Raw genomic sequence first — 19,878 nt, 5'->3', positions numbered from 1 at the left:
AATTCGAAAAACTTATCTATTTTTGTAGCTAGCTAATATGGAAGTTATTAGGATTTTACATGAGAAAAACTTTAATAAGCCAAGTAATAAAAAATCGTGAAATTGATGAAAGCTTTATTAAGAGTAAATTAGTATGGGGCGCATGTTGCTTATTTTTTATAGTTTTCTTTTTCTTGTATTTCGCACTATTAATTGGTTCCTATAGCTTTAATGAATGGAAATTGAAACAAGGGTTAGCATCAATAATAAAGCCTGAGCGAAATAAAGAACTTGTTGAATATCTAAATGATAACTACAAGATTAAAATTAAAGAATATTTAGACGAATTAGCTGAACTTGCTGTAAGCCAATCTGAAATAACCATTAAAGACATAGAGAAAAATGAATACCTGATAAAGGGAAACGAAATTGATAATGAAAAAGATTATACATTTCAGGAGGGTTCAACTAAATATATAGCGAATAAAGTATCTTACTTTACTAGTGACGAAAATATAACTAGGAGCCAGCCCCTTTCTGAAAATTCTCTTTCTATATTAGAATTTTCTGCAAAAAAATTATCGAAACAGGTATGTAGTAAATTAAAAAAAGACGAAGCAATAACTGAAAGTAGTTTTCAAGCTGCGTTAGATGATTCATTTAAACCCAATGAAGAAGACAAAGACAGCAAAGTCGAAATTAATAGTGCATTTAATGATTTTAAAATCAAGAAAGTTTTTTATTATGGAAATAGAAATATTCGATTTGCTTTTCCTGGTAGAGCATTAGACGAGATACCAGATATCGAAAAGAGGATGTGGTTCAAATTAATAAATAAAGAAGCTCCTTATTTTTGCGATTCTACTTGCCCTCTATTTCAGAGTGCTCCAAATGATAAAGTAAAATACCTATGTGATATTACAAATCCATATACTGACATTGAGCCTATAGGGGGAATTACCAGGACAGTCATTTGTAAATTACATTTTACTAAAGAAGCCAATGAGGAGCCTGAAGAACATTATATTGGTTTTGACTTATTCTTTCACTTCGGGAGAGGTAATACCAATATTAAGACTAATTCAGAATTATTCGAATATGTATTTATGCAAGAATGGGGTAATGCTTTCCCTAAAGATCCGTATTTACTAATGTTGTCAGTTTTACTTTCTTTAGGGTTTATGATGTTTGTACTTAATACTCATTCTGTTGGGAGAATAGTTGAAGTCAAAAAAATAGCCTCTGCTAAAGTTCAGAATCACATAAAAAAAACTAGCAGGCTAAAACTTCTTATGAATTTTATTCCATTTTTAAAAGATGGGTCAGAAAGTTTTTTTGAATCAGTCAAAGAAAAGCAAAGTAAATTAGAATTTTTATATGAGAATGACAAAGAGGATACTTCATATTATCAAGTTATAATTAAGGATGTTAAAGAATTAAATGTTTTATTTTTCTCAAGACGATTTAAATCTATGTACGATGAAGGAGTTTATTCAGTTTCTGATAGTAATGTGGAAAATTTAATAAACGCTAATGAACTTAGGCTTGACATTAAAAAGCTATTAATACTTAATCGAGACAAAGATGAATACATTGAACATGTTCTTCATGACAATGTGATTAGGGACTCTATTGATAATTTTCACCAAAAGATTAGAAAAACAAATAATTTTACAATTGCTGTCAGTAATTTTGCTTCTTTGCAATATGGCGAATTTCGTTTTATAAACGGAAAAGGACTTATGAAGGAGGTGTTGGAGTTAGGCAGAGTTCAGGTATATGCCGTAACAAATGAGCAAGCTATCCGAAATATCATTTCATTTTATCTAGACGTTTTATCTAACAATTTCGCTGAAGGGGATAAGCGTGAGTCTTTAAAGTGTTTATTGCTTGATTGGTTTTTTAAGTACACGTCAATTCGGATAATCATATGTCACTCTTTAGGCTCTCTTAAAACACTTTTAGGGGATGAAATATTTGAAGCAGTAATCGAAAAAAGTATGCAGAAACAAAAGATTAATAATAAATCTTTATATGTATATGAAAAGTACAATAAATCAAATAGCGAATCAGTTGAAGATGAATGGTTAGATAAGGACTTTATAAAACATTCGACACATTCTGGTGAGGAAACTGATGAGAAATCTGAAAAGGGATTACCTGATAATTCACTTGGATCGTTAAAGGACAAACTTAAGGATAAAGTTAAGTTGAATGGTTCTATGGAGGATTTTGCAATTTTACAATCAACGGGGCAAAATAAAGAATATATAGGTTTGATGACTGCTGATTATCAATCGTTTAGGTTAAGAAGTCGAATAGATAAAAGTATTCCAATAAATTCAGAATTTAACTTTGATGATTTAGAAATATCCTATAGTGGGACTTTGTATACATCTAATACGTATGTAATACCCTATAAGGACTATTATAAAAGCTTGTTAAAGGAATCAATACTTATGCATTTAATTGATGAATAGTAAAATGCTGAAATGCTGAAATGCTGAATAACATGGCCACCCACTCTAAGTGGCTAAATTATCAACACTGAACTAGGCTTTAGTTATTGCTTAATAATCGGTGATTTATGATGGCCAGACCTAGGGAAACACTCGGGAATAAGTGGGGTCAGAGTCTGACGAATCCCCACGAAATAATTATTAGAAACAACAGGATATTGAAAAAAGATTGGAACATTCATGGCATTTGGTGATCAAATTTATCGCCAAACAAAAATTACCACGAGTAAATGCCATGAATGCGAAACAAGTTTTATCAAAATGCCTATCGATTGTCACCCCGTTAATGCACAAAACTCGCCGACAAAGTTTGTTCTGTGCAGTCGAAAGCTAAAATAAGTGGGGTCAGAGTAAACTTAATTTTTTGCTTTGTAAGGTCGTCCCATTTTCTTTGGTTTCATGCTGTTTCCTGTTAGTTTTTCTATCTCATCTTTAAATTTATCATTCCCAATGGCCATGCCTTTGTTAGTTGCTTGGCGGATATCTACTATGAGTTTGCTATCTAGATGATGCGTAAATAAAGCGCGGTAATTCGACAGTCTTTTTTCTGGCTCTAGATGAATTGATAGATAAACCTGATGTGGGGTTCAAAGTTGTGAAGCTTTACCAAGTGCGTTGATTTGGTAGCTTGACCAAGGGTATTCAGCTGGGTCAGTCACCATATTTGCCCTAACAGGATTGAGTTCTATATAGCGGTAGAGTTGAATTAAATAATCCTCACTTTGAACCAAGCAGGATTTAAACTTTCCCTCCCAAAGTGTACCTGTACGTTTATAGGTGTGATTGAAATATCGAACGTACTGTCTGCCGAGTGCTTGCATCATCTGGCTTATGGAATTTGGGTGAAGCGGGGTACATAACAGGTGCACATGATTAGTCATGAATACCCAAGCGTGTATTTCTACATGAAATTTCTTAGCATGATCTTTTAACCAACCACTATATGCTTTGAAATCTTGTTCTGATGTGAAACAAGCTTGGCGATTATTACCACGTTGAGTGACATGTTGAGGGATTCCGATTGGGCTTACTCTAAGTTTTCTAGGCATGTGCAAGTTCCATTTGCAAAGGCGAATAAGCTACAGAGTATAGTTGAGTAATTTAAGTTTACTCTAATCCCACTTATCCACGAGCATAGCCAGCGACGCAATTATGGTGAATTGAATTAGATATTTATCAAAGTAAAAAAGCGACCTTAGGCCGCTTTCATTGGGTTAAAGTAAACTCTGGCTCCACTCATATAACGTTATTGAGTAAACACAAAATCTTCATTTCCTTTGTTTAACTATGAAGGATAAGAAAATTTAAATTTAACTTTTGCTTTTTTTAAGTCAAGGCTCTTCATTACATATTCTTCCAGTACATGAACCACCAGAACCACCAGAACCACCAGAACCACCAGAACCACCAGAACCACCAGAACCACCAGAACCAGCATTACCTACTAATATTTTTGTACCCCAATTACTATAAAACTTCCCATCAAATACACGAGAACGAACAGAGTATTCACAGCCATAATAATCGAAATTTAAATAATTTTTATTTGAAGAATTATTTATAGTTACCCAACTAGAACGGTCTTCTACATAATCACAATGTTGACCTGTCCATTCAGTGATATTTTTAATTTGAAATTGATATAAAGGCTCTAAGTTATACACTGCAGATTTAGAAAAACTTGATATCGAAGAGTTTGCTGTTAATGTGCCAATAATTCGTTCTCCATTAATACTATAATCTGGCACAAGTGTATTAGTAGGTTTATGCTGCGAATATACATGAGTTGTATCGCAATAATTTCCAGCATTATTTGCTTTTCTTGTAATTATTCCATAATAGAATTTACCTTCCTGAGTAAATTTTTTACTGAAATCTTCAGAGTAATTAAAACCTTTTACCCTGTGTATGTCTAAATACTCTCCTGGGTAAGGGGGCAAATATGAGGGTATTGATGAGGTTAAGTAATGACCATATGTATAGCTTAAATCTTGTACATTATAACAAGTTTCTTTTCCAGATTTCTCTGAGCACTCTTTTTTTGTTTTCATTTTATTGGATACATTCCAATAAGTGTTTAATAAGGTAAATTCATTACTACTAATTATTCCAGCAGAATTACTAGTGCTATATGAAGTGATTAAGCTGTCATTATTTACAATGTTGTCGCAAATTACATCGGAATTCGCACTAAAAGATGTTATGAAGAAAGAAAAGAGTAATATGTTGTATTTCAAAGTAAAATCCCTTTTAAAAATTAAGTTAATATAAGTGTTTAAGTTGACACTGTAATTTAAACCTATACTGCAAACCACAGTAAGTATTAACATACCTTTTTTTTCGTGAAGTGCAATACAATAAGCTTCCAATAAGTGGACAATAAATAGAGAAATAAGTGGGGTCAGAATAAGTGGGGTCAGAGTAAGTGGGGTCAGAGTAAACTTAAATTTTTGCTTTGTAAGGTCGTCCCATTTTCTTTGGTTTCATGCTGTTTCCTGTTAGTTTTTCTATCTCATCTTTAAATTTATCATTCCCAATGGCCATGCCTTTGTTAGTTGCTTGGCGGATATCTTCTATGAGTTTGCTATCTAGATGATGCGTAACTAAAGCGCGGTAATTCGACAGTCTTTTTTCTGGCTCTAGATGAATTGATAGATAAACCTGATGTGGGGTGCAAAGTTGTGAAGCTTTACCAAGTGCGTTGATTTGGTAGCTTGACCAAGGGTATTCAGCTGGGTCAGTCACCATATTTGCCCTAACAGGATTGAGTTCTATATAGCGGTAGAGTTGAATTAAATAATTCTAAAGAAGTGGGGTCAAAGAAGTGGGGTCAGAGTAAACTTTTCATTTTGTGCTTGTATGGTTCAAATGAACTGGCTTTTACAAGCGAATGATTGGCTTCTTCTTCCCTGAAAGGCGTTCTCTTATTGGATTAAGAGTTTGGCCTGCGTTTGTTTTTTATTCGCTATACATTACGCTATTGGGTCTTAAAAGCGCAATGCCTTTAATCATCAATCTGTGATTAAAATCATTTAAAAATAGTGTGTTAGATTCGACGTTGCTAATTTATGCTCTTACAAGCGGCTTCTTTTTGTTTTGCTTTTATAGTTAGGCGTCTTCTCTGCTGTTTTACATCGACTTGAGGATGAGTTGATTGCATAGCTTATCTTGAATATGTAGGTTAAGAGTTAACTTAAACTTTTGCTTTTGGCGATAAAAGCTAGTCGAGAGTGAAGTAGCTTTGGTGTTGTTAGGCAATAAGGCTAACATTTTATTGTTAGCCTCAGAGTTTCAAGCTTAATTATTGTTATTGTTATTGTTATTAATAATGTATACCGGTAATTGAGGTTGTACTTGTTGTGTTTGCTGAGGCTGCTGTACGGGTTTATCCTCTTCTTTCTTTTGACAGAAATATGCGTCAACTTCGCCAGAGATAGGTAATCCCTTCATTGTTTCATCTGTAACATGTACTGAATAGTGTGTTGCTCCTTGTTTAAAAAGCTCCACTTTAATGTAGCTTTCAAAATTGTTTGGATGTTGCTCAGGGACAGTAAAAGAGGTTACTGGCATACAGTTCATTAATGTTGATACTACAGGGTTGTAGTAAGTGATTTTATTTGCATCGACAGGAACTCTAATCTTTGGTGTAGAACAACCTGTGATAGCCATAGTTATGACTGCACATAATAAAACTTTTTTCATTGTTAGTGTGACTCGAAAAGTCATTTTTAGGGGAAACGAAGGTTTCTTTTACATGACTTTTAAGGAAAATTGGGCGGGAATAATACCCATTTGCTAAATTCTTGGCAACAGACATTTTAGAAAAGAAATTCAATAAAAAAGTGGGGTCTTAAGTAAGGAATAAATGCTGTCAGAGTCTTAATTAGTGAGAGGGAGTAAACTTTTCATTTTGTGCTTGAGTGGTTCAAATGAACTGGTTTTCTACAAGCTAATGATTGGCTTCTTCTTCCCTGAAAGGCGTTCTCTTATTGGATTAAGAGCTTGGCCTGCGTTTGTTTTTATTGGTTATACATTACGCTATTGAGTCTGTTTATTGCAATGGGTTAGCGCACTGTTTAGTCTGAAAAATTGATATAAAATCATTTAAAAGTAGGGTGTTACAGACTTTATCGCTAATAATCCTTTGTAATAAGTGGCTTCAGTCTCTGACCCTATTTATATAACCTTGTTCTACATGGCTAATTTCTGCTGGCTCATCTTCTGTGAATAATGAGATAGAACCAAGAAACGCACCATGCTCATCTTGATTGTAAAAAAAGAAAAACTCTCTGTCGTGATCTGCGACATTAAAAGATATATTTATAGCTATTTTTTCATTTTCGGTATATCCGAGCTCTTCAGTCAGCGCAATATATGTAGCAGGGTAATCATGATCAGTATCTATTGTCTTGAAGGGCAAAGACGGAATATATGTTCCAACACCAAGCCAGGGTTTTGGGATTTCAGAAATATAAACCCTATCATTATCCGTTATTGCGTTTCTTCGAAGTTCTAAGAATGCTTCCTTTGAGTGTCCGCTAATAACAAAGCATAACGTTGGTCTCGTCCCCTTTTTGACCAGATGTTCGAAAGCTTTTACGTGACCATACTCACCATTCAAGCTTTCGCATTTTTGAAGCTTGTCCCAATAAGGTGGTGGAGTATTATTTGACTGTGCATTACTACTTACTAATGCGGTTAAAAATATAATTGTTATGCGAATTCTCACAGATCATCCTTAATCTATTTTGCCTAGAACTTTAGATAATAACATAGCTGCCTATGATTATTGGTGGGGCATCAGAGTCTGACCCCACATATTCAATTATTTATCGTTTTATAAACCCTTTATTCGACTCAGTTACTTATAATTGACCTCTATCAATTAAATGACAGCGTCATTACACTGCTTAATGACTGTGAATAGCAGATAAAACTAAAAGGAATTTTTGATGTATAAGGTACCTGATGTGATTAGTCAAAATGGACTTAAGGCCATGCGATTTGAATATAGACGTTATGGTGATAATACTATCGAAGTTTTGGACTTATCAAACCAAAATGTGTTGCATAAACGAGTCGATAACCCTGGACTTCATTTGGGTGGCTCATTTAATGAAGACGATCAGGTTGTTATCTATTTTACCTGTGATACTAATTGGTATATCCCTCCAATAATAAAAATATGGGACTTAACTGAGAATACACTTAAAGAAATTATTTCGGGTTTACATCCTCAAGCAATGAATTTCATATTGAGTTACCACAATACATCACGGATTTTTGTTGTAGCGGATCCACTTCAGGGTATAGTCTGCGCCTATAATCTCAGCACTCTTGAATTACTGTGGCAGAATAAAACATCAGATATTTTTGAAAACAACAAAATCATTGCATTGGATATTACTGAATGTGGAGAATTGGTCGCAGTATTGCAAGATGACAAGCTTACTGTTTACCACTTAATGACAGGTGAGGTATTACTCACTACGCCATTATTAGAACAATATTTATGTTGTTTATTTAATTCAAATGCTCAATGTCTTGAGTTAATGCACTCCCATAAAGCATCGATAAAAATAAGTTATAAACCGCTATTAAGTGATAGTAAATGATGAGTAGGTTGTCGGGATAAACTTATTTTGTTGCCCTAAAATTTTTCCTTTATTTTTGCACTATTGTTTTCAATTGTAATGTAGCTTTTTACTGCAGGTTGTTGCACACGCATCACATTTTTAGTTTAAATTGTTTCAAATGTTGAATTAGGGGTTCATTTTTTTTACTCTCTAGTTACTATGAAAACATTGGCTTTTAATGGATTAATTTGATGCCCACCCACAATGCTGTACTAGAAAACTGCCTACCATTCATTATTGGTGTTACCGGGCATCGCGATATACATAATACGATTACGTCAGAACAACAAATTCCTTATAAAAATGATATTCGTCAAGCTTTGTTGCATTGGCGTGAAGTGGTTGGTTCTGATACCCCTATTTGGCTAATGACAGGATTAGCTGCTGGCGCTGACTTACTAACAACTGAAGTAGCACTTGAGATGCAGCAAGCTAATGAACTCGGTGCATTTAAGATTATTGGCTGTTTACCAATGTCATTAGCACACTATAAACCAGACTTTAATCGATTAAGTTATGCTCCTGATGCCGTCGAGCAACTTAATACAATAGTCTCCGCGCTTAATTTAGATGAAAATGAACTCATTCAAGTGCGACATAATTTGAGTGAAGAAGATTACCAAGTTGCTATTAATGACTCATCTTATGGGGCTCTTCGTAACAGCCTCTATCTGAATCAAGGTCTATTTATCTCTAAATACAGTAATGTTTTATTGTCGCTCTGGGACGGTAAGCCTTCATTAGGTGTTGGTGGCACTGGTGACATTGTGTTGTACAAACTCGGCGCAGAAGTTATATGGCCTGAAGGAACAGAGAACCCAGCATTACAACCCACTTCAGACTTTGATGGTCAAACTTCAGGTCTAGTACATCACATTAATGTAGCTCGGGTCACTCAAAGTGAATCTTCTAAGGTAGATGCGGGTGATGGCTTCATTGAATATACCGAAGGTAAGCCTGTATCGGTGGGGACGCTATATTCTAGTTTGCGAAAAAGTGAGCAAAATGACAGTTACCTACAAGACTTTCTATCAAAAGAGTTCGTAAAATTAGTGAACGAGTTAGCTGTTCATAATGCCAAAGCTAGTCAACATAGTGTGGCGGATGATGCTGATGGCAATATGGGATTGCAAGGTACCAAGTCTATTTTTAAAACGGCTGATTCGTTGGCATTAGCTGCTCAAACTGAATATCGTAAATTTGTACTCATGTTCTTTTTATTGGCAATCCCTGGATATGCCTTATATGAGATTGCTGGAAATTGGGTTAACTCGGATATGGGCTTAGGTATATTTACGCTTATCTTCGTGGCGATTTTAAGTTGCTGGTGGGTCATTAATCGAGCTGCAAAAAAAGACTTGAAGTGGAACTACCAATTAGCTCGAGGTGTAGCAGAAGCAATGCGTATTCGTGGTTTTTTGAATATGGCAGACATAGAGCCTTCAGCCACAACTTTAATTCCTCGCCGTTTTAGATTGCACCTACCGTTACTTAATCATGCCATTGGAATTGCAGAGCTCGATTGGTGGCGTCATAAAGTATCCTTTCAGCAACAAGATATTGAACAAAAGTGGCTACGAGATCAGCTGAGCTTTTTAAGTTCAAGACTTCAGCAAAGTGCAGGTTCATTTAAAGAATTGATCTATAAACGGCCGAAGTACGCGGCAAATATGGCAAATCGATGTTCGTGGGGATTTTTTTACTGCTCTATTGCTATTGGTGTTGTGCTGATCGTGTTGATGTCATTGCAATTGATTCTGCAAGCCACTGTTTTTATTCAGCTTAATGAGTGGCTGATGTTGATTTTACAATACAGCTTAATGATGGCTGGTTTAATTATGTTATGGAGTGAGCTTGCTGGATATGAAATGACCGCTAAAGGGTACGAAAGCCTCGAAGATCTATATCGTCGTGCTTTAGTGTTACTTGAAGGGAAACTAACACCTTCTAAAAAACAAATGTTATTGGATTTAGCCCGTGAAGCCATGTTCGAACATGTTTCTTGGACAAGTTCAGAAATGAATAATGACTTAAAGCAAAAACAATAGAATATCTGACGTAACAGGGAATTGATAATGAGTTCAGTAGTATTAGGGTGTTACCCAGCAAAAACATTAGCAGAAGTTGAAAAATTAAGCCTTTGTAAGATAAAGCTGAATAACGGTTATCATGTAGAGTGGCAAAATAGCCATGAGTTTGATTTGATATGTGAAGATGAAGATATTCATCAAACTTTAGATATACATGAAGACAAGGTGACAGCAGTTATCCCGCTACAGCACAAAGACAATAGAGATTACTTTATTACGATCGGACTAGATCATACTGTTCAGGTATTTCGATTCTATGGTGAGCAAGTTGCTAGCTTAGATGAACATGATGATGTGATTATTGGTGTGATTGAACTTAGCGATGGCCAAATCATCACCGCAAGTAAAGATGACACTCTCCGCTTTTGGGATGTAAAAACGGGAGCTTGTTACTCTACCGTTGAGGCAAAAATTGACACGCTTGAATCAGTGCAATTCTCTGCTCATCAAAAGCAGTTAGCCATCAACGAGCCTGATGGAGTCAGCATTTGTCGTTTTTCTGGCGAACAAGTCGTTAAGCTAACGGGGCAGAAAAAACCGCTGAAGTCACTTTTTCAGCTTAACTGTGACAAGTGGATAACTTGGAGTGAGGGTGAAAATCCAACTCTTTGGTCTGATTCAGGTCAGATTTTAAAGCGCTTTAATTTTGATTTCTCATATGAAAATGGCTTTATTCAGAAAGTTGCAGAGCAGCAATTACTGATTAAAAATGCCAATGAGCAAGTGTCCTTGTGGCAAACTGATGGCACCTTGATTGACTCCCATGTGGAATCGGCTGAAGTCACCGATTTATTTAACACGCTATCAAAAGCCATTGACCAAGTTGAGGATCACATTGCTAAGTACCCATCGATTAACCATTATAAGCACTTAAGAAACTTCATTGGAAATAGAAACAGTAGAAGCTTTTTGATTCCATCAAAGGAGTTAGAGGAACAAAAGTTAGAGTTTGAAAATGATGCTAAACAAAAAGAAATATGGGACTTTTTTCATAGACCAATCCCACGAGAATTAACCACTGCGATGATGCGAGAGGTGAAAGCCTCTCGGAATGCGGAAAAGCTGCTACAACAGAAAGTTGAAGAGGCTGACGCTGCTAGGCAAGTTCATCAGAAAAAGAGAAACTTTAATAAAGTAGTTAGCTTAATTATGTTATTGCTGACTTTAGTGGTTGGTGGTGTTGGCGCAATGTTATCAACTGGAGCAGATGCACCTGCTTTATTTAATCAATTAATGGGACAATACATTCCAGAGCTGAGACCGCTTGGGCTGGATAGGGTCATTATGGTATGCGCGGGAGCAACGAGCGTTCCTTTGCTGTTTTGTTTGATCTTTTTAATTAAAAACCGCAGTCAAAAATCGCTGCAGCTTCAACAAGCGGGCAACTTAACCTTGCTTAATAGTTTACTACCGGAGTATTGCAAGCTAATTAACCGGGTCAAAGCCCACCGTGCTCAACTATGGAAAAGTGTCCCTTTGCGTAAAAATCGCAATCTTTATAGTGGTGAATCGGTAAACGCTATCATTCAAGAAGTGATTGATACTAAGCTTGAAGAAGAAGCGCTGCATGAATGTAGCTTAACCAAAAAAGACATCATATATTCGAATAATGAAGCTATTGTATTAAGTGATTGGGCGGTTATTCAGTCTAGTGAGCGTCGTGATCCATGGTTAAAGAAACTACATCCTGAAAATGAGTTCAGCTTTTGGGGGGATAAAAACGGTTCTTTAGTGTTTGCAGTGCAATATATTCAATTCATTTTTCTTGCTGCTGATAAAGTGGCTTTATTCACGGGCTTTTATGATTTCATTAATCAAAAACTTATTGGTAAATCGTCAAAAAGCTTCTTCTATAAAGATGTAATTAGTGTGACCAAAGATGATGTAGAACGCCCACAATGGTTTGGTAAAGATACGCTTTCTGCCACTAATATTAACCTGCAGGTCAGCAGCGGCGACAAATTAGAATTAACTATTCTGACTCAAGAGAGCTTGAACAGTATTGTTGAAGCTGCAAATGGTCAGGAGAACAAAGAGAGGGTTAGTAACCAATCTATCTTAAAAACCCTAGAGGCGAGAAAGAAAAGTATCCTAGAAGATGCCTGTATGGATGAAGAAGAGCGCGAAGAAGAGTTAGATGATATCGAAACGCAAATTAAATCTATGGGCGAAGCCAATATCGCTTTAGATAGCAAGATATCAACGACAAAAGCGTTCGAGACTATTGTTAATATTAATCAACAGCTTAAGTTGCACAAGCAGGGAAGTCATGAAGAAACTGTTTCTTAGCTATAGCTCAAAAGATCGTGCTCTTGCCTTATCGTTCAAGGCAAATTTAGAACGTCTTGGGCATCAGGTTTGGTTTGATCAAGATAAAATCGCTGGTGGCGAGCATTACGCTGCCCGTATTCCTAAAGGTTTAAATGATGCTGAATTGTTTTTGGTTTTGTGTACCAAAAATGCGATGGGGGATGCTCGAGTTAACTATGCTGGCTCTACTGAAGTGATTAAAGAAATTGAGCTAGCATTGCAGTTTGGTTGCCGCGTTGTTCCGTTAAAAGCTGATGATACACCCAATGCGGCATTTGATAGTGCTTATCAATATCATATGTCGACATTACAGTGGATTGATATTTGCGCAGCGGTTGCGATGAATGATTACACTGATGTGATAGAGAAATTAATGTCATCTAGTAGCTCGAATCCTAACGAGTCACTTGATGTGCAATATCTGAAGCAAGCGACAACAGCGTTAAAAGCAGCGAACCCAGAAGCGGCATTAGTTATCCTAGAACATCATCATTTTCAATCTGATTCGAAAGATGAAGCCCAGTATTTGATCCTAATGGCTAAGCTGCAAATGAAGACTTTTAAGCGTTTATCTAAAAGCCAAGCAGATGCTTTTGTCGCTAGTTTTACTCACTTGTTGTATACCAATATGGCGTCAGCTGCTGCTTATACACTTGGTGCAATTTCAAGACACTATTATCAGGAAAACTTTATTGTTGATGCAACGCCCGGGTTTAATCAATTAAAAGCTGTAGGTCAAAGTAAGGGTCGTGTGAAAGCAAAGTACAAAAAGACAGTTGAGCCGATTTTACCTACAGGTAATCGCTTTTCTTTGGATTGGGACTTTTAGCCTTGTGTTAAAAATCTTTCAAATAAGCTCTTAACGTTAGGTTAGTTTTGTATTTAACTTAAAATGGCGAGATTCAATACTGGTTGAATCTCGCCATTTTATTGGCTCGCTTAAATCTTGATACTTCTCATTGAACCTTCTAGCTCACAAAGCCAATAAACAAGTAAGTTGCCAAAATCACTGCGACCCACAGCACCATATTACCTGATGGGTAATCACTGGAGATAAAGCTTCCTGCACCGCCTTTATTCTGGCGAGATAAAAACTTCTGGCATTGGTCTAACTTGCCTCGTACTGATTGACGAATATCGCCATCCACTTTCCAAATGACTGCAAAAACGCGTTGTAGTGCATTAGGCACTAAGCGCCTGTATACCCAATCTACATCAAGGTGAGTAGAACGCAGCTCAGGTGGATACATCCCTTTTAAATTCAACCAAACGAACGCTAATGCTGAGAACAGTAATAACTGAGTCTGAGCCAGTACATGGGTCGCGTCATATGGGTTATAGCCCGTATCGTAAGGTAGCAGAGAGTAAAGCGCTGCTGGGTAAATACCAATACCAATACATAGACAAGCGGCAATGAACATCGCTGTTAACATGTTGATTGGTGGGTCATTGGCTCGAATACCCGAGTCATGGGCGAAGAAGGCAAAGTAAGGGATTTTAATACCTGCGTGGTGGAATACACCCGCCGAGGCAAACAGTAGCATTAACCAAACCCAGTCATGACCAGTCTCCATCGCTGCAGACATTACCATTGATTTACTCACAAAGCCGCTAAACAGTGGGAATGCTGAAATAGACGCTGCGCCGACAATACATAATATTGTGGTTTTGGGCATCGTCTTATAGAGACCACCGAGATCTGAACCATTTATTCGGCCAGTCATATGCAGTACGGCGCCCATACTCATAAACAGTAAGCCTTTAAAAATCACATCATTAAACGCATGAGACACTGCGCCATTTAATGCAAGGGAAGTCCCGATACCGATCCCGACTACCATAAAGCCCACTTGGTTTATCAAACTGTAGGCTAACACTCGACGAAGATCGTTTTCGATCACTGCAAAGAAGATAGGGAAACAGGTCATTGCCGCGCCGATATAAATCAGTATTTCTGTGCCAGGGTAGGCACGAGCAAGGGCATAAACCGCAACCTTAGTGGTAAAGGCGCTGAGCAAGACGGTACCGGTTGGTGTTGCTTCTGGGTAAGCGTCGGTAAGCCAAGTATGCGCAAAAGGAAACGCACACTTAATGCCAAAGGCAATAAAGATAAGCCAGCCAGCAATGCCATTTAAACCGATATAGTCAAAGGCAATACTACCTGTCTCGTTGATATAAAATAGCGCGCCAACTAACAGAATAACCCCAGAGAGTACCTGCATGATGAGGTAGCGCATCCCCGCGCTATATGCTGCTGGAGTACGGCGAGCCCACACTAGAAATACAGAGGTAAAGGCGAGTAGCTCCCAAAACACGAATAGGGTTAACAAGTCACCCGCAAATACGGCGCCAATGGCACTACCTGCGTATAGCATAGCGGCAACTTGTTGCACTGTATCTTTAACGTGTAATGAGTAGACGATGCCAATAAATGCGGCAATATGGAAAATATAGCCAAACATCAGACTTAATTTATCTGCGCGATAAGGGACTAATTCATAGTCTAAAAACATCAATTGCAAATGGACGCCTTCTGGCACCGTCCACAAATGCAATCCGCTGATCACAGGGATCGCTATCATCAAGGCACCGCGCAACTTTCCACGAGTTGTAGCAGCAATCAATCCGCCAATGATAAACAGCACAAACGGCGGTAACTCAAGCATCCACATTGCGATCACCTTTATTGTTATTGTTAGCTTCTTTGGCGTGGCCATCGCTGACGTCGACTATTTCAATTTTGCTATTATCAAGCTCTTCAACGGGCCCATAATAATCTTCTGGACGCATCAAAAAGCTGCGCATCCAACTGGCGACCACAACAAGGATCACACAACCGACAAAGCCATAAATTGGGTAAAAAGCAGGTAGGTTTTCCCAGCTATGGTAAACATGGCGATGAATGACAAAATCAAGTACCACTAACAATGCACAGCAGGTGTATAACAGGTATAAAATCCGCTGGATGTTTTTGGGTTTATCAAAGAGGTACTGCTTCTCATTGTCCATGGTTGACTCCAGATACAGTCAAAATAGCTTTCGCCAATTCATAAAAGGGCTGTGGATGAATGAACATAATCAAGCAGCCTAAGGATGTGATAACTATTGCAATTAAAGATGGCATAGGGGCTTCTTTAATACCGTTATTTGACGGCTTAAATCCTTTACCTGGGAAAAAGGCATGGTAAGGAATTGGCAGAAGGTAAGCGATATTAAGTAGCGAACTGAGCATTAAGGCAACCATGACAACCCAATAGCCGGTTTCAATAGTGCCCATTAATAGGAACCATTTACTCCATGTTCCTCCAGCTGGTGGAACGCCAATAATGCTAAGGCTAGCAATGAAAAATGCGGCCATGGTGATTGGCATGGTATAGCCAAGTCCGCGTAGCTCACTTACCTTAGATTTATGGCTAGCTACCAAAATGGCTCCGGCACAAAAGAACAGGGTAATTTTGCCAAAGGCATGGGAGGCGATATGCATTGAGCTACCGATAACACCTGATGATGTGGCCAGTAGGGCACCGATGGTGATGTAGCCCAGCTGACTTATCGTAGAGTAGGCCAATCTTGCTTTTAAATTATCTTGTCGCATGGCCACAATCGAGGCCATCACCACAGAGAAAGTCGCTAAATAAAGCAAAAATTCTGTAGTCGGTAACTGTGGCAGTAAATCGAGACCAAAAATGAAGATACACACCTTTAATACTGTAAATACCCCAGCCTTTACCACTGCCACGGCATGTAAAAGTGCACTGACAGGCGTTGGCGCGACCATTGCTGCTGGTAACCAGCGGTGAAATGGCATCATAGCCGCTTTACCAATACCAAATATAAACAGGACTAATATAGCGCCCGCTACAGTGGTATTCACATTGGCATCAAATACACCACCAGCGGTAAATTCGAGGGTGCCACTAACAAACCAAGTTAAGATGATGGCTAATAGGAAAAAGGCCACAGAGGTACTAAGCAAGATGCCAAGGTAAACCCGACCCCCTTTTTTAGCTTTATCTGTACCCGCATGAGTCACTAGCGGGTATGTAGACAGTGTGAGTACTTCGTAAAACACGAATAGGGTAAATAGGTTAGCAGAGAAAGCGAGGCCCATGACCGCACTAATCGCTAAAGCAAAACAGATATAAAAGCGGGTTTGGTTTTCTTCTTCATGACCACGCATATAACCAATGGCATAAATGGTCGTAATTAACCAAAGAAAACTGGCAATTAACGCGAATAACATGCCTAGAGGTTCTACTACAAAGCTTACCTCTAAACCTGGCATAAGCTCCCACCATGAGACCTCAATGCTGGTGCCAGCGTTGAGCGCTTGATAGAGGTTTATCACGCAATAAAGTACCACAAGGCTGGTACTGATAGTGACAGCCTCACGTAGGTTAGGTTTCTTTCCTGTTGCAGCTATTGCAAAGGTTGCCAGCAGCGGTAATAGGATAGTTAGCTGTAACATCAGCGCTAAAGATGGATTCATGGGTTTATTCCAAACAAGCTTTGAGAAGCCGCCTGTGCCACTTGCACACTCAGGCGAGTATCGATACCGAAATAGATATTAGCGAAGACGAGGATCCAGATTGGAACAAGGAAAGTCCAAGGTGCCTCTTTAACGGCTTCACGACCAGGTAATGGCGGCTTGAAATAAGCCATTTCTACAATGCGCCAGATATACACAATGGCCAGCAATGACCCTAATAGGATAAGTACCGCAACAGGCCACATACCAGCTTCAACACTAGCCACAAGCAGATACCATTTACTGACAAAACCGACGGTTAACGGCACACCAATCAAACTGAGACCACCGATAACAATGGCTGACATGGTCAATGGCATTTCTCGGCCTAGCCCTTGGAACTGTTTGAGCTGGACGCTGCCAATTCGGTACATTACTGCGCCTAATGCTAAAAACAGTCCACCTTTCATTAATGCATGGTTAAACAAATGCAGTAAGGTTGCCATTACCCCGGTACTGGTATTTATCGAGTAACCGATGATCATATACCCCACTTGAGCGATGCTCGAGTAAGCTAAGATATGTTTCACATTTTGCTGATAAATCGCAGTGATAGAAGCGGCAAATACCCCCACAAGTCCAAGCACCATTAAAATGCTTTGTAATGGCAACGAGGTGAACGAGAAAGAAATCCCAAATACGGTAAAGGTAAATCGGATCAGCAGGTATACAGCGACTTTAGTTGCTGTAGCGGCTAAAAATGCCGTTACTATCGAAGGCGCGTAAGCGTATGCATTTGGTAGCCACAGATGTAAAGGGAATAGGGCTAGCTTCAAACAAATGCCGACGATCAAAAATGCGAAGGCAACAAATACTGTTCGGGTATGACCAACATCCACTAATCGGGTGGCCAGATCGCTCATGTTTAACGTGCCCGTCATTTGATAGAGCATGCCGATACCAATCAAAATAAAGGTCGCACCGATGGTGCCCATGATCAGGTATTGGTAGGCTGCCCATAACGCGCGTCTGTCTCTACCTAAACCTATTAAGGCATAAGCAGATAGAGAAGAAATCTCTAAAAATACAAACACATTAAACGCATCACCGGTTGCGACGATGCCGAACATGCCAGTTAATGACAGTAGGTATAGACTGTAAAATAAGGTGTGGCGATCTTCGTCGAGTTCTTTTTGTATGCTGGTGTTAGCGGCAAACAACACCACGGTTCCAATGGTGGAAATAATCAGCAGTAAGAAGGCGTTAAGCTTATCGATGCGATATTCAATTCCCCAAGGTGCTTCCCAGCCCCCGAGTTCATAGATAATCGTGCCTGACTTCATCACTTCAATGAGCAGTAATATGCTGTTGACGCAGGTTACAGCACAGACTATTAAGGCAAATATCCACACCAGTTTAGAGCGGTTTAAGAACCAGCATAGCGGGGCTGCAATTAGCGGCACCACAACTTGTAAAATAGGCAGGTGAGCTAACACTATGATTCATCCTCGCTGAGCTGATCTTGTTTTTGGATCTCATCTTCTTCGACACAGCCATAGGCTTCTTTGATTCTGATGACCAGTGCTAAACCAAGTGCTGTGGTTGCAATACCTACCACAATGGCGGTAAGAATTAACACGTGGGGCAGAGGGTTAGAGTAATCACTGATCCCTTCAGCAATAATCGGCGCACTACCGCGCTCGACCATGCCGACGGTGATATAAAAGATAAACACTGAGGTTTGGAAAATGGTGAGTCCAACTAGCTTTTTAACCAAGTTTCCGTGGGCGATAACGATATAAAAACCAATCATCATCAACAATACGACGATCCAATAGTTATAGAGTCCGAGAAACATCCTGCTCCCCTTTTAGTTTTTGTTCTTGTTCTGATTGTTGTTTCTCTGCTTGAATTTCAGCTTGAGCTTGTCTGCGACCATCAAAGTTGAAGAAGATACTCAACATGACTGAGGCAACGGTGATGCCTACGCCTAATTCAATCAGTAATATGCCAATGTGTTGACCTGAAACAGGATCATCAGCCAGTACGTTGTAGTCTAAGAAGTTAGCGCCATTGAGCATGGACACAACCCCGACACAGGCGTAAAGCAGCAACCCAACTGCGGCTAACAGTTGAATCAAGGCTGGGTTGAATACTTTTTTAGCGGTATCTAAACCAAAAAGCATGGTGTACAAAATAATTGCTGCAGCAAAAATAACGCCCGCTTGGAATCCGCCACCAGGGCCAAAGTCACCGTGAAATTGCACATACAATGCAAACAATAAGATGAACGGGATGAGCGCTTTACTGACAATACGCACCACCATATGACGTTCATGCATTTGTTCTTCTGTGGCTTCTTCAGATTTGATTTTTTTCCGGCGACGAGGCAGTGATAACAGAGAAAGCACACCAATGCCTGCAGTAAAGATAACGGCGACTTCACCTAAGGTATCAAATGCACGGTAACTACCTAAAACGGAAGTCACAATATTAGGTACACCGACTTCCTCCATCGAGTCATGGATATAACGAGGGGCAACATGTTGATGAACAGGTGCCTCAGGATCACCGAAATAAGGCATATCTAAAGTGCCGTAAATCAGCATGCTACCAGTGACTAACACCACAAATAGCGCCAGAAAGGGTTTATGCCGTTTTGGCGCCTCTTTTCGGCCTGTTATGGTGATGGCCGCTAACATGAGTAAGCCAGAGATACCTGCACCAACAGATGCTTCGGTAAAGGCGACGTCTACAGCATCAAGCACCACAAAGAAACAGGCAGACAATAAGCCATAAATCCCAGTTAACATGACCACGGCTAATAGGTTTCTTGTGAATATGATTGCAACGGCAATAACGACTAAAAATATCAG

At 38.8% G+C, this 19,878-nt stretch carries 15 protein-coding genes and 1 pseudogene; 5 read left to right on the top strand and 11 right to left on the bottom strand.

The genetic code is table 11. From position 1 onward, the window contains the following. The first annotated feature begins 59 nt into the window (after positions 1 to 59). Positions 60 to 2,459, top strand: a complete 2,400-nt coding sequence (locus tag L2737_RS08810; RefSeq protein ID WP_248955491.1) for a hypothetical protein — start codon at positions 60 to 62, stop codon at positions 2,457 to 2,459. A gap of 395 nt (positions 2,460 to 2,854) precedes the next feature. Here the strand turns inward: L2737_RS08810 and L2737_RS08805 are convergent. The 5 genes and pseudogenes from L2737_RS08805 to L2737_RS08785 all read right to left on the bottom strand — a co-directional run bounded on the left by L2737_RS08805 (position 2,855) and on the right by L2737_RS08785 (position 7,227). Next, positions 2,855 to 3,547, bottom strand: a pseudogene (locus tag L2737_RS08805) (transposase). A 282-nt stretch (positions 3,548 to 3,829) separates the two neighbouring features. Further along, positions 3,830 to 4,735, bottom strand: a complete 906-nt coding sequence (locus tag L2737_RS08800; RefSeq protein WP_248955489.1) for a hypothetical protein — start codon at positions 4,733 to 4,735, stop codon at positions 3,830 to 3,832. 205 nt (positions 4,736 to 4,940) lie between these two features. Continuing rightward, a complete protein-coding gene (locus L2737_RS08795) occupies positions 4,941 to 5,246 on the bottom strand; it encodes a transposase (protein WP_248955488.1) in 306 nt (101 codons plus the stop codon). Positions 5,247 to 5,795: 549 nt separating this feature from the next. Continuing rightward, positions 5,796 to 6,200 carry a hypothetical protein gene (locus L2737_RS08790; protein WP_248955487.1) on the bottom strand — a complete coding sequence of 135 codons (405 nt, stop codon included), beginning with the start codon at positions 6,198 to 6,200 and terminating at the stop codon, positions 5,796 to 5,798. 457 nt (positions 6,201 to 6,657) lie between these two features. Beyond that, positions 6,658 to 7,227: a hypothetical protein gene (locus L2737_RS08785; protein ID WP_248955486.1), complete on the bottom strand. Its 570-nt coding sequence runs from the start codon at positions 7,225 to 7,227 to the stop codon at positions 6,658 to 6,660. Between the two features lie 223 nt (positions 7,228 to 7,450). Here L2737_RS08785 and L2737_RS08780 point away from each other — a divergent pair, with 223 nt between their 5' ends. From L2737_RS08780 to L2737_RS08765, 4 genes are all read left to right on the top strand, one after another. Beyond that, complete coding sequence (locus L2737_RS08780; protein ID WP_248955485.1) at positions 7,451 to 8,113, top strand: hypothetical protein; 663 nt, start codon at positions 7,451 to 7,453, stop codon at positions 8,111 to 8,113. A gap of 212 nt (positions 8,114 to 8,325) precedes the next feature. Next, positions 8,326 to 10,182 (top strand): hypothetical protein, encoded by a 1,857-nt coding sequence (locus tag L2737_RS08775; protein ID WP_248955484.1) that lies wholly within the window; start codon positions 8,326 to 8,328, stop codon positions 10,180 to 10,182. A 27-nt stretch (positions 10,183 to 10,209) separates the two neighbouring features. Continuing rightward, positions 10,210 to 12,513, top strand: a complete 2,304-nt coding sequence (locus L2737_RS08770) for a WD40 repeat domain-containing protein (RefSeq protein ID WP_248955483.1) — start codon at positions 10,210 to 10,212, stop codon at positions 12,511 to 12,513. Continuing rightward, a complete protein-coding gene (locus L2737_RS08765) occupies positions 12,494 to 13,363 on the top strand; it encodes a toll/interleukin-1 receptor domain-containing protein (RefSeq protein ID WP_248955482.1) in 870 nt (289 codons plus the stop codon). The genes L2737_RS08770 and L2737_RS08765 overlap by 20 nt, the downstream gene beginning before the upstream one ends. A gap of 139 nt (positions 13,364 to 13,502) precedes the next feature. Here the strand turns inward: L2737_RS08765 and L2737_RS08760 are convergent, their stop codons facing one another. The 6 genes from L2737_RS08760 to L2737_RS08735 are packed head-to-tail and all read right to left on the bottom strand — an operon-like array spanning position 13,503 to position 19,875. Next, on the bottom strand, positions 13,503 to 15,206 hold the full coding sequence (locus L2737_RS08760; RefSeq protein ID WP_248955481.1) for a Na(+)/H(+) antiporter subunit D: 1,704 nt from the start codon (positions 15,204 to 15,206) through the stop codon (positions 13,503 to 13,505). Beyond that, positions 15,193 to 15,543, bottom strand: coding sequence for a hypothetical protein (locus tag L2737_RS08755; protein WP_229369151.1), 351 nt, complete (start codon positions 15,541 to 15,543; stop codon positions 15,193 to 15,195). Before L2737_RS08755 ends, L2737_RS08760 begins: the two co-directional genes overlap by 14 nt. Then, positions 15,533 to 17,023 (bottom strand): monovalent cation/H+ antiporter subunit D family protein, encoded by a 1,491-nt coding sequence (locus tag L2737_RS08750; protein WP_102528290.1) that lies wholly within the window; start codon positions 17,021 to 17,023, stop codon positions 15,533 to 15,535. The genes L2737_RS08755 and L2737_RS08750 overlap by 11 nt, the downstream gene beginning before the upstream one ends. Continuing rightward, a complete protein-coding gene (locus tag L2737_RS08745) occupies positions 17,020 to 18,498 on the bottom strand; it encodes a monovalent cation/H+ antiporter subunit D family protein (protein WP_248955480.1) in 1,479 nt (492 codons plus the stop codon). The genes L2737_RS08750 and L2737_RS08745 overlap by 4 nt, the downstream gene beginning before the upstream one ends. Continuing rightward, complete coding sequence (locus L2737_RS08740) at positions 18,498 to 18,860, bottom strand: cation:proton antiporter subunit C (RefSeq protein WP_102528292.1); 363 nt, start codon at positions 18,858 to 18,860, stop codon at positions 18,498 to 18,500. Before L2737_RS08740 ends, L2737_RS08745 begins: the two co-directional genes overlap by 1 nt. After that, a complete protein-coding gene (locus L2737_RS08735; RefSeq protein ID WP_303515331.1) occupies positions 18,841 to 19,875 on the bottom strand; it encodes a Na(+)/H(+) antiporter subunit B in 1,035 nt (344 codons plus the stop codon). Before L2737_RS08735 ends, L2737_RS08740 begins: the two co-directional genes overlap by 20 nt. Positions 19,876 to 19,878: the final 3 nt, after the last annotated feature.

The sequence above is a fragment of the Shewanella electrodiphila genome (assembly GCF_023283985.1).
In the GTDB taxonomy this organism is placed as follows: domain Bacteria; phylum Pseudomonadota; class Gammaproteobacteria; order Enterobacterales; family Shewanellaceae; genus Shewanella; species Shewanella electrodiphila.
Note: the sequence above shows the minus strand (reverse complement) of the source record. Positions and strands in the feature narration are given on the sequence as shown.